Annotated in this window: 11 protein-coding genes and 4 tRNA genes; 9 read left to right on the top strand and 6 right to left on the bottom strand. The window is 41.1% G+C overall.

Annotated features, from left to right (window positions below):
• The first annotated feature begins 75 nt into the window (after window positions 1-75).
• Window positions 76-447, top strand: a complete 372-nt coding sequence (locus VNZ46_RS27625) for a DoxX family protein (RefSeq protein ID WP_325564632.1) — start codon at window positions 76-78, stop codon at window positions 445-447.
• Window positions 448-557: 110 nt separating this feature from the next.
• On the opposite strand, the gene VNZ46_RS27620 is transcribed toward VNZ46_RS27625, so the two are convergent.
• The 6 genes from VNZ46_RS27620 to VNZ46_RS27595 all read right to left on the bottom strand — a co-directional run bounded on the left by VNZ46_RS27620 (window position 558) and on the right by VNZ46_RS27595 (window position 3,151).
• Window positions 558-1,649 (bottom strand): exo-alpha-sialidase, encoded by a 1,092-nt coding sequence (locus VNZ46_RS27620; protein ID WP_325564630.1) that lies wholly within the window; start codon window positions 1,647-1,649, stop codon window positions 558-560.
• 253 nt (window positions 1,650-1,902) lie between these two features.
• A tRNA-Leu gene (locus VNZ46_RS27615) sits at window positions 1,903-1,987 on the bottom strand.
• Between the two features lie 49 nt (window positions 1,988-2,036).
• Window positions 2,037-2,109: transfer RNA gene (locus VNZ46_RS27610), tRNA-Gly, on the bottom strand.
• 243 nt (window positions 2,110-2,352) lie between these two features.
• A tRNA-Leu gene (locus tag VNZ46_RS27605) sits at window positions 2,353-2,437 on the bottom strand.
• A 50-nt stretch (window positions 2,438-2,487) separates the two neighbouring features.
• A tRNA-Gly gene (locus VNZ46_RS27600) sits at window positions 2,488-2,560 on the bottom strand.
• Window positions 2,561-2,692: 132 nt separating this feature from the next.
• Window positions 2,693-3,151, bottom strand: coding sequence for a regulatory protein RecX (locus VNZ46_RS27595; protein WP_325564628.1), 459 nt, complete (start codon window positions 3,149-3,151; stop codon window positions 2,693-2,695).
• A 109-nt stretch (window positions 3,152-3,260) separates the two neighbouring features.
• Here VNZ46_RS27595 and VNZ46_RS27590 point away from each other — a divergent pair, with 109 nt between their 5' ends.
• The 8 genes from VNZ46_RS27590 to VNZ46_RS27555 all read left to right on the top strand — a co-directional run.
• A complete protein-coding gene (locus tag VNZ46_RS27590; protein ID WP_325564626.1) occupies window positions 3,261-3,779 on the top strand; it encodes an AcvB/VirJ family lysyl-phosphatidylglycerol hydrolase in 519 nt (172 codons plus the stop codon).
• Between the two features lie 78 nt (window positions 3,780-3,857).
• Entirely contained in the window at window positions 3,858-4,712 is an 855-nt protein-coding gene (locus tag VNZ46_RS27585; protein ID WP_325564624.1) for an AcvB/VirJ family lysyl-phosphatidylglycerol hydrolase, read from the top strand.
• 74 nt (window positions 4,713-4,786) lie between these two features.
• The gene (locus VNZ46_RS27580; RefSeq protein WP_325564622.1) at window positions 4,787-4,933 is read left to right on the top strand and encodes a hypothetical protein; all 147 of its coding nucleotides are present in this window, start codon (window positions 4,787-4,789) and stop codon (window positions 4,931-4,933) included.
• A 110-nt stretch (window positions 4,934-5,043) separates the two neighbouring features.
• Window positions 5,044-6,123, top strand: a complete 1,080-nt coding sequence (proB, locus tag VNZ46_RS27575) for a glutamate 5-kinase (protein ID WP_325564620.1) — start codon at window positions 5,044-5,046, stop codon at window positions 6,121-6,123.
• Window positions 6,124-6,153: 30 nt separating this feature from the next.
• The gene (locus VNZ46_RS27570; protein ID WP_325564618.1) at window positions 6,154-7,398 is read left to right on the top strand and encodes a glutamate-5-semialdehyde dehydrogenase; all 1,245 of its coding nucleotides are present in this window, start codon (window positions 6,154-6,156) and stop codon (window positions 7,396-7,398) included.
• A gap of 70 nt (window positions 7,399-7,468) precedes the next feature.
• Window positions 7,469-7,879 (top strand): RrF2 family transcriptional regulator, encoded by a 411-nt coding sequence (locus VNZ46_RS27565; RefSeq protein WP_108556007.1) that lies wholly within the window; start codon window positions 7,469-7,471, stop codon window positions 7,877-7,879.
• Window positions 7,880-7,930: 51 nt separating this feature from the next.
• Complete coding sequence (locus VNZ46_RS27560; protein WP_325564614.1) at window positions 7,931-8,581, top strand: NAD(P)-dependent oxidoreductase; 651 nt, start codon at window positions 7,931-7,933, stop codon at window positions 8,579-8,581.
• A 109-nt stretch (window positions 8,582-8,690) separates the two neighbouring features.
• Window positions 8,691-10,705: bifunctional UDP-N-acetylmuramoyl-tripeptide:D-alanyl-D-alanine ligase/alanine racemase (locus tag VNZ46_RS27555; RefSeq protein WP_325564612.1), on the top strand; the 2,015-nt coding region annotated here is incomplete at its 3' end.

Below are 10,705 nucleotides of genomic sequence, written 5' to 3'. Positions count from 1 at the left end.
CAGATTGTCGTCAACCGACACCTTCTTTAATTGATGAATTACGCAATTTTATCCTGTTAAATAAAAAGAACTATTATGAAACCGAAAAGCATTAAAATTATCTACTGGGTAACTACCGGATTACTGGCACTGTTCATTTTACCAGGTATCTTTTTTCTAAACAGCCCAATGGCTCAGGAAGGAACCAAACATCTTGGCTTTCCACATTGGTTTAGTATGGAAGTTGGTATCGGCAGTTTTATCGGTGGACTTATCCTGATTATTCCTGGTTTGCCCTCCCGTCTTAAGGAATGGAATTATGTGGCTCTGGGTATTATTTATCTTTCTGCCCTGATTGCGCATTTATCAGTAGACGGGATGATCGGAGAGTCTTTTATGCCATTGGTCCCTTTTGCGTTGTTGTTGATCTCGTATATTTACTACCACAAGCTTTATCCATCAAGCTAACAGTGGGATTCACCGGCAAAACTTACAGACCCCGTTTAAACGAAAGGAACTGAAAACAAAAAGAGTATGATCCTATTTAAGATCATACTCTTTAGTCTGTACTCAATTTTTTAACACCCTCTATTTGGCATGGCATAAATCACGTTGCCTGACACAGATAGATTGAAGCCCCTGTTTTCTATAGAAGGAAGTAACAGTTTCCAGGTTTTGCCCATGTCAGATGACCTGAATATACCATCTGAGCGACCACATATTAAATATTTGCCCGCTTGTTTAATTGATGAGATATACAATGAAGATTGAAGTCCGAATATTTTGTTGATTAATGACCTATTCCAGGAAGGCTGAAGTGTTTCGTCTATGGTATTCCAGGTTTTTCCTCTATCCAGTGAAATTTGTATTCTGTTTGTTTGGGTTATGGTGTTGTAGGCTATAGCAGCAAATCCTCCATCGATACGTTCCACAGCTACGCCAGTGCCCCCTTCATTAATTACACGATCCCAGTTTTCACCATCATCGGTCGATCTTAATATCCCCTGTGTGCTGGCAGCCATTAGTACACCGTTCGACTCTGCCATTTTCATTACCCAGCCTCCAACACGCACATATTTCCAAGTTTTTCCACTGTTAGTGGATTTAAAAAGCGCGTTGTTGGAGCCGATGAAAATTGTGCCTCCCGTAGTTTCAAAAACGCTGGATACTTGTTTCTCTTTATAATTCTTGTACATCCAATCTGTCGTTCTGTTCAAGCGTATGGCCTGCTTCTGAAAATTAGCGTACATGGGCGACCAGTTACTCGTTCCGTTTATTTTTTGTAAAAATTGTCCCCTGAAATTATAGGCAAATATTCCATCCTTGCCAGGGGTAATCTCACGCTGTTTACCAGCGAAAATCTCTTTTGTCCAAAAACGATTTGTGGAATTTGGTTCACTATGATAAACCCCATTTCCAGCACGTAAATAAAGCCCACGCTCATTTGCAAATAAACCATGACTCCACACACCTTCTCTCTGCAAATTTTCAGGCAGCCCCTCGCTAATGTCCTGCCATGTTTGTCCGCCGTCAGCAGATCGTAAAACAATGTTTACAGGTCTTGATTTAGGCTCTTCTATTGCTTTCTTTTCCTTTTCTTTTGGTATAAAGGAATTTGATAGAAATAATACCAGGAAGGTGGCCGGAACAAACACAAGTAGTTTTTTCATTTTTTTATTTTCCATATCCTATAAAGTTGATACAGCAAAATTACTTTGATTCCTTTCTGGGCAGGGAATTTGGATTGTAAATAAAAATGTAAACTGTGTAAATAAATCAAAATATAAAACAAGTTGTTGTCCGTGGTCGCTGGGAATAGTTTTTTAAGGAGGGGATTGGTGGATAAATGCTGGGCTCAAACCCAAAGCAATAAAAAAAAGCCTGATACGAAAGTGTCAGGCTTTTTTTTCGATTCTTTTACAGTACTCAGAGCGGGAATCGAACCCGCACGACTTTTAAGGTCACAGGATTTTAAGTCCTGCGTGTCTACCAGTTCCACCATCTGAGCAGGTGTTAAACCTTTTAAAAACAAAAGCCTTCCGATGAGAAGGCTTCTGAGCGAAAGACGAGATTCGAACTCGCGACCCCGACCTTGGCAAGGTCGTGCTCTACCAACTGAGCTACTTTCGCTGTTATGTTCTGCGAAGATAGACATTGTTTTTATTTTTACTAACTATATTTTGAAGATATCCTTAAATCCGCTGAGGTTCAGCAAGAAAAAATTTCAGTAAATTTATTTTTCTTGCATAGGGGGCAATGGAAGAACATTATTCTATTCTTTGACTTTTAAAGGCTGTTTTTTCGAAAGGGCGGGAGTAAGACTAAAGGTAGGGTATAAAAAAACCTCTGATTTTTATCAGAGGTTTTAGTCAGTACTCAGAGCGGGAATCGAACCCGCACGACTTTTAAGGTCACAGGATTTTAAGTCCTGCGTGTCTACCAGTTCCACCATCTGAGCAGGTGTTAAACCTTTTAAAATTAAAAGCCTCCATTGAAGAAGGCTCTTAGAGCGAAAGACGAGATTCGAACTCGCGACCCCGACCTTGGCAAGGTCGTGCTCTACCAACTGAGCTACTTTCGCATTTTAATGCATCCTCCGATGCGTTTTTCCATTCTTCAAATCGTTTTTTTAATGACCGTTTCTCCGTTTGGGTTTGCAAATATAGCTACAATTATATTTCCTGCAAGTTATTTTTTCATAAAATTTTAATATTTATGGTAAGTTATTGTCTTTCAATACTTCTGAGATCAAATTATTTTCAAAACCTTTCCCCATCAGATAGGTAATCAGCTTATATTTCTTTTTATAGGCATCGGTCTCTGTGATCAGCTTTGCTTTTTTCTCCGCCAGTTCAAGCAAAGTTTGCAGATAATCACCAGAATCTATTGTATTTAGTGCTTTGGTGATCATTTTGTCGGGAACCTGCTTTATTTTAAGTGACTGCTTAATTTTGATCTTGCCCCATTTTTTGATGTTAAATTTGCCAGATACATATACTTTGGCAAAACGCTCCTCGTTCAGAAAGTTGGTAACGATCAACTCAGAAATCAGCTCTTCAACCTCGGCTGTTTTTAAACCCCATTCGTAAAGTTTGTTCCTGATTTCATATTGAGAACGTTCCTGATAAGCACAGTAATGCTCGGCTTTGGCCAAAGCAGCTTTCTTATCCAAAACAACAGGTTTATTCTTATTTGTTTCCACAGATGCAATAGTACGAAATCTTCTCAGTTCCTATATTATTTAGTATCCTTGTGAAAAAAAAATCAGCCAAACATTTTTTATGAAACCATTGATGAAGAATTTCTTAATGCTATTTATCTTTCTGTTCCTTTGTAGATTGGGGGCGTCTGCCATTACAGTGGATTCTATTCATTACGGAAAATTCGGAAAGGTCATGCTGTATCATCCAGCTAAGGAGCCCACCTCTGTGGCGCTTTTTGTATCCGGTGATGGCGGATGGCAGCACGGAGTGATCAATATGGCCAAAAACATAGCCCGTCAGGGAGCACTGGTATTGGGTATAGATGCCAAAACCTATAATATGGCACTGGCCAGATCAGGTTCCAAATGCTATTATCCGGCAGCTGATTTTGAACAGTTAAGTCTCATGATCCAGAAGAAATATAAGTTCAGGACCTATTTTAAACCGGTGCTGATTGGCTACTCCTATGGAGCTACCTATGTATATGGTATTCTCGCACAGGCGCCGGCCAATACTTTTAAAGGTGCCATTGGCATTGGTTTCTCTCCGGATATGGATAGCAGAAAACCACTTTGCAAAGGAAGTGGTTTGAATTAGCATGTATTAAAACCCGGTGTCTCTATTTACCTGGAAAGAACCAAAAATCTAACGGCGCCCTTCATCGTATTAAACGGATTGAAAGATAAAAGCTGTCCCTACGCGATTACTGAGGCTTTTTTGAAAGATATGCCCATGACAGAACTGGTCGCCCTTCCTAAAGTAGGACATGGCTTTCTGGCTTCAACTGGCTGGTTTACGCAATTGAATGCGGCATATAAAAAGATATTAAACGCCCCTTCTTTTAATGAACTCAAAGCCTCAAAGTCAGGACTGCAGATTTCAGAAGTAAAAACCATGATGGCCTTACCTTCTGATATGGCGCTAACAGTAGAGTCTGCGCCTCAAAAAAATAACCTGCCTTTGATGATGATGATTTCAGGGGATGGGGGCTGGACGAGCTTTGATCAGTCCCTTGCAGAATCTATAGCCAGAAAAGGAATCACAGTGATCGGACTTGATGCACAAAAATACTTTTGGAATGCAAAAACACCCGATGGCGTAACTTCAGATATTTCCAGGGTCCTGATCCATTATATGCAATTGTTTGATAAGAAGACCTTTATGTTGGCAGGCTATTCTTTCGGTGCTTCTGTTGTTCCTTTTATTGCTGCCCGTTTGCCCCAGGGACTCAAAGGAAGTCTTGCCGGAATTACGGTGCTTTCGCCAGATGTGACAGCCGATTTTGAAATCCATATCAGTGATATGCTTAGCATGAGCTCTGACGAGGATACTTATAATGTACTTGCAGAAGTGAAAAAGATCAAAAATCTTAATCCGGTTTGTTTCTTCGGAGCAGAAGAAGACCAGGAGGTTCAGCGTAAATTTTCTGCATTGGGAATAAAGGTCGTTTCTCTCCCCGGGAATCATCATTTTAACGACGATTTTTCATTAATTGCAGAATCTCTGTATGGTTCTGTAAAAAGAATGTAAGGAAAACAAGCGATTAAAACTTTTAACAGCAGCAGCTGTTGTCTGGGTATAAAAAAACTACAATATTATACCCTATGAAAAGCTTACATAAAATTCAGCCTGTAGAGAAAAACGAAGAAGATCTGGAAAAATCAAAAGATTTAGGTGGAAAGATTAAAGAAAAGATACAGGCAACGGTACGTTCTACCAAGAAGATAAACCCAAGGTTGCTGATCTTATAAGAAATCAGCCGGCGCTCTCAACGCTTTCTATTCCCCGGTTAACTGCGTTTTATTTGAAATGACCGTATCCTTGCGCTGTCATTTTATCAAAATTTGCTACATTAGCCTTCATGAAAACCAGCTATCGGAAGGTTGTTATTAAAATCGGATCCAATGTATTAACGCGAGATAATGGCCTTCCAGATTTGGAAAGGATCGAACATTTAGTTTCGCAATTGTCCTGCCTGAAAAAGAAAGGCGTAGAAGTTATTGTCATTTCCTCGGGAGCAGTCGCTTCCGGAAGAAGTCTTATTAAAGTTCAGGAAAAACAGAATACAGTAGCTGCCCGCCAGCTTCTGGCTTCCATAGGTCAGATCAAATTGATCAATACCTATATGCGGCTGTTTGAACGGCACGACTTATTGTGTTCCCAGGTATTGGTCACTAAAGAAGATTTTAGAGACCGGATGCATTACCTCAATATCAAAAACTGTTTAGAGATTTTATTGCAGCACCATGTTGTCCCCATTGTGAATGAGAATGATGTAGTCTCTGTTACGGAGCTGATGTTCACAGATAACGATGAACTTGCCGGCCTGGTGGCGTCAATGCTGAATGCAGATGCCTTGCTCATTCTTTCCAATGTAGATGGCATTTATGACGGCGACCCAAAGGCGGCCGGTACCAAAGTAATAGAAAGGGTAGAGCCAGGTTCTAACCACCTATCTTCCTTTATTACCACTTCCAAGTCTGGGTTTGGAAGAGGAGGGATGGTCACCAAACTTTCCATGGCACAGAAGATTGCAAAGTTGGGCATACCTGTACATATCGCCAACGGAAAGAAAGAAAATATCATTCTGGATGTATTTGCAGGTCAGGCAGTGCATACGCAGTTCCTGCCAGAGAAAATTACTTCAGGTAAAAAGAAATGGATTGCGCATTCCGAGAATTCGGCAACCGGGGTTGTTAAATTGAACGAAGGTGCCAAACAAGCACTGATCTCAGGAAAGGCAAGCAGCCTGCTGCCGGTAGGCATTGTAAATGTGCAGTCAGAGTTTCAGAAAGGAGATATCATTAAACTGGTTGATGAACACGATGTCTTGATCGGTTTGGGTATTGCCGAATATGGATCTGATAAAGCCAGAGAAAGACTGGGTGAAAAAGGTCAGCGGCCATTGGTTCATTACAATTATTTTTACGCCGTTCTTTAGCTATTGATCTAAGGAACATACACCAGATTTATGGATTATACAATTTACTTTCAGAACAGTTTAAAAGCCACCAGAGATTTATCCCGTCTCAACAATACTCAGATTAATAATTTGCTGCTTCATCTGGCCGATGCTGTTGAACTCAAAACAGATTTTATCCTGCAGGCCAATCAACAGGATCTGGACAAGATGGATCCTGAGGATCCTAAATATGACAGGCTTAAACTGAGCCCGGAAAGGATTGCTGATATTGCGGGTGATATACGGAATGTTTCTGCGTTAAACAGCCCGCTGGGAGAGGTTCTGGAAGAAAAGTCACGGCCAAACGGATTGCTGATATCTAAAGTCAGAGTGCCTCTTGGCGTTATTGGTGTGATCTATGAAGCCCGCCCAAATGTAACGCTGGATGTATTTGCTTTATGCTTTAAAACAGGCAATGTTTGTATCCTTAAAGGAGGAAGCGATGCTGAACACTCCAATAAAGCCATTATGGAGGTTATTCATAATGTGCTGGAGGCAAACGGGATCAATATTCATGTGGTCAGTCTTTTGCCAGCGGAAAGAGCTGCAACACATGCCTTACTCCACGCCACAGGATATGTGGATGTATTGATTCCGAGGGGAAGCCAGCAGTTGATCAACTACGTTCGTGAAAACAGTAAAATACCGGTTATTGAGACTGGCGCTGGTATTGTACATGTTTATTTTGACCTACATGGAGATCTGAACAAAGGAAAGGGAATTGTTTTCAATTCAAAAACTCGACGGGTAAGTGTTTGTAATGCCCTCGATTGTTTGCTGATCCACCAGGACCGGTTAAAGGACCTGGCTAAACTCGTGGAGCCTTTACAAAAGGAGCAGGTAGAAATATTTGCCGACGAAAGGGCTTATGAAAGTTTAAAAGGTCATTATCCGGAACAACTCCTTAAGCTGGCAGAAGAAACACATTTTGGTACAGAGTTTCTTTCGTATAAAATGGCTGTGAAAACTGTAAGAAATATAGACGAAGCCCTTGACCACATCAGTATCAATAGTTCTAAACATAGTGAAGCTATTGTTTCAGATGATCCGGTAAATACAGAGTTGTTTCTGAAACAGGTAGACGCCGCTGCGGTATATGCGAATGCTTCCACTGCATTTACAGATGGCGGGCAATTTGGTCTGGGCGCAGAGATTGGTATCTCCACGCAGAAACTGCATGCCAGAGGTCCGATGGGGCTGGAAGAACTGTGCAGTTATAAATGGATTGTCAGAGGAGAAGGTCAGATCCGGTAAATTTTTCATGATATTTTTTGTTTTCAGGATAATTGGCTTACATTTGTACTGTAATAAATAAAATTACAGAATGAACAACGGAAGATTTGCCATTTCCCTACATATCCTTACCTTGCTGGATAAAGCCAATGGAGAAGTTCTGTCTTCCGATTACATCGCAGGAAGTATTAATATTAATCCGGTATTGGTGAGAAAAGAACTTAGTAATCTTCGAAATCACGGAATGGTATTAAGTAAAGAAGGTAAAAATGGAGGAAGTTACTTAGCGAAATCTGCGCAGAACATTACATTGGGTGAGATTTACAATTCGGTAAGGCAAAATTCCTTATTGGGTAACCTTAAAAACACTCCAAATCCCCAATGTCCGGTAGGTAAGCAAATCAACAAACATTTGGATAACTTATATGTTGATACGGAGAACGCGCTGATCAGACAATTGTCTGCGCAGACACTGGCAGATTTTAGCCGTAAGTTCGATTGATTTTTTTTATTTATAACTGTAACAAATTAAATTACATATAAAAGTAAGATTATGAAAGTAGCATTAATAGGAGCAAGCGGTTTTGTAGGAACCAGTATCCTTAAAGAATTGTTGAGCCGCGGACATGAGGTCCTGGCCCTGGTTCGTCAGCCAGAGAAAATTACATTGGAAAATGAGAAATTAACTGTTAAAGGTATTGATGTATTGGATACGAATGCCTTAACCAGCGCTGTTAAAAATGAAGATGCGGTAATTAGCGCCTATAATGCGGGCTGGACCAACCCGAACCTTTACAATGATTTCCTTGCAGGATCAGAGGCCATCCAAAAGGCCGTTAAAGATGCCGCTAAACCAAGATTGATCGTAATCGGTGGTGCTGGAAGTTTAGAAATTAACGGTCAGCAACTGGTAGACGGACCCGAATTCCCTGCAGAATATAAAGCCGGTGCTACAGCAGCAAGAGATTACCTGAACATTCTGAAAAAAGAAAAAGACCTTCAATGGACTTTCTTTAGCCCTGCTATTGAAATGCATCCTGGAATTACAACCGGACGTACCGGTAAATATCGTTTGGGAAAGGACCAGCCCGTATTTGATGCGAACAACAGATGTAGTCTTTCTGTAGAAGACTTAGCGGTTGTTATTGCAGATGAACTGGAAAATAATGCACATCCTCAGCAGCGCTTCACAGCAGCTTATTAATTCCATTTTATTTACATATGGCCGATGTTTGACACTCCAAACATTGGCCATCTTTTTACTACCTTCGTGTGTATAATCCAATTCAAAAAGGCATTATCATACGACTACAATGGAATCCATCTACACTATTCAGCACATTTCCCAAATCCTCCACGCCAGTTCTGCTATAACTCAGCCAGATACTCTGATTCAGAACCTTTTGATAGACAGCAGAACGGTCATTGATCCTGAGTCATCTTTATTTTTTGCCTTAGCTGCACAAAGAAACGGGCATGAATATATTAAAGATGCTTACGGGCATGGGATCCGGAATTTTGTCATTAGTGATCAGAACTACTATGGTATCTATTCAGATGCCAATTACCTGCTGGTAGAAAATGTACTCCAGGGGCTCCAGAAATTGGCAGCCTATAACCGGAACTTGTATGATATTCCTGTCCTGGCTATTACAGGAAGTAACGGTAAGACCGTGGTCAAAGAATGGTTGTACCAGTTGCTGGCAACAGATTACAATCTCGTTAGAAGCCCCAGGAGTTTTAACTCCCAGATCGGTGTCCCTTTATCTGTTTGGCAGATGGGAAAGGAACATACAATGGGGCTTTTTGAAGCCGGAATCTCCAAAAGCGGAGAAATGGAAGCCCTTGCTGAAATTATACAACCTACCATAGGTATTCTGACCAATATCGGGGAAGCTCATGCAGAAGGTTTCGCTTCAGGGAAAGAAAAATTACTGGAAAAATTAAAACTGTTTGCTGGTGCTGAACTCTTTATTTATGCACCAGAATATACAATGGGTTTATCTGCAAAAGAACTGCCGGGAGAAAGAAAGTTTTCCTGGAGTACTTCTGCTGAAGCTGATCTAAGGGTCTTGTTCATTGAGCCAATCGATGGCCGGAGTTATATCCGGGCAAAATATAAAGGAGATGAAATCGAATGTCTGATCCCTTTTCGTGACCGCGCATCGGTGGAAAATGGCATTATCTGTTGGGCTACTCTGCTTGCCTTAGGTTACACTCCTGACGAAGCAGATACCAGACTGGAAAAGCTTACACTGGTCAAAATGCGGCTCGAATTAAAAAATGGCATTAACCAATGTTCGGTCATTGACGATTCCTACAGTGCAGATATTTCTTCACTCGCCATTGCCCTTGATTTTTTGAACCTGCAGAACCAGCACCTCAGAAAAACGCTGATCCTGTCAGATCTTCCGGAAACTGGAAAAAGCAACGAAGTGCTTTACGAGGAGATCTCCTCCCTGATCCGGCAAAAACACCTGAACAGGCTGATCGGTATCGGGCCAAATATCTCGGCCTTTACCGACCTTTTCGATTTGGAAAAGGAATTTTATGCCAGTACTCCTGATTTTATAGAAAAATTTCCTGGCCTGCATTTCAGCAATGAAACTATTCTGGTTAAAGGCGCAAGAAAATTTGAATTTGAGAGGATCAGTAAACTGCTTACCCAAAAAATACATGATACTGTGCTGGAAGTAGACCTGAATGCCCTTGCCGGCAATCTTAAATTCTATAAATCCATGCTGAAACCAGGTGTTAAGATCATGGTTATGGTTAAGGCTTTTTCTTATGGAAGCGGAAGTTTTGAGATTGCCAATGTGCTCCAGTACCATAAAATTGATTACCTGGCGGTTGCCTATGCTGATGAAGGCATTGCCCTCAGAAGGGGTGGAATTACCATGCCAATTATGGTTATGAGCCCCGAACCTTCAGCTTTTGAAGCTATTGTTAAGCATAAACTAGAACCTGAATTGTATAACCTGGATATCCTGAAAGGTTTCCTGAACTTTTTGCCAGACCACGAGCATGGCTATCCCGTGCACCTCAAGATAGACACAGGTATGCACCGTCTTGGTTTTGATGAAACAGATGTAGACGACTTATTGCAGACCCTGAGGCATGCTCATGGCATCAAAGTAAAGTCCGTTTTTTCTCATCTGGTGGGGAGCGAAGAAGCCCGGCATGATGATTTTACCAGGTACCAGATCAATCTTTTCAAAAAGATTACAGAAAGAATTAGCCAGGAACTGGATTACGATTATATCAAGCATATTTCCAATACTTCGGGCATTTCAAGACATCCGGAAGCTCAATTTGACATGGTGAGGCT

Source organism: Pedobacter sp., assembly GCF_035566355.1.
Taxonomy (GTDB): domain Bacteria; phylum Bacteroidota; class Bacteroidia; order Sphingobacteriales; family Sphingobacteriaceae; genus Pedobacter.
The sequence above is the reverse complement of the archived record's forward strand: the minus strand, read 5'-3'. Positions and strand labels throughout refer to the sequence as shown.

Coding starts and splice junctions, on each gene's coding strand:
- VNZ46_RS27570 (WP_325564618.1), top strand. CDS start 6,154: ATGGATTATACAATTTACTTTCAGAACAGTTTAAAAGCCACCAGAGAT.
- VNZ46_RS27565 (WP_108556007.1), top strand. CDS start 7,469: ATGAACAACGGAAGATTTGCCATTTCCCTACATATCCTTACCTTGCTG.
- VNZ46_RS27625 (WP_325564632.1), top strand. CDS start 76: ATGAAACCGAAAAGCATTAAAATTATCTACTGGGTAACTACCGGATTA.
- VNZ46_RS27560 (WP_325564614.1), top strand. CDS start 7,931: ATGAAAGTAGCATTAATAGGAGCAAGCGGTTTTGTAGGAACCAGTATC.
- VNZ46_RS27580 (WP_325564622.1), top strand. CDS start 4,787: ATGAAAAGCTTACATAAAATTCAGCCTGTAGAGAAAAACGAAGAAGAT.
- proB (WP_325564620.1), top strand. CDS start 5,044: ATGAAAACCAGCTATCGGAAGGTTGTTATTAAAATCGGATCCAATGTA.
- VNZ46_RS27620 (WP_325564630.1), bottom strand. CDS start 1,649: ATGAAAAAACTACTTGTGTTTGTTCCGGCCACCTTCCTGGTATTATTT.
- VNZ46_RS27590 (WP_325564626.1), top strand. CDS start 3,261: ATGAAACCATTGATGAAGAATTTCTTAATGCTATTTATCTTTCTGTTC.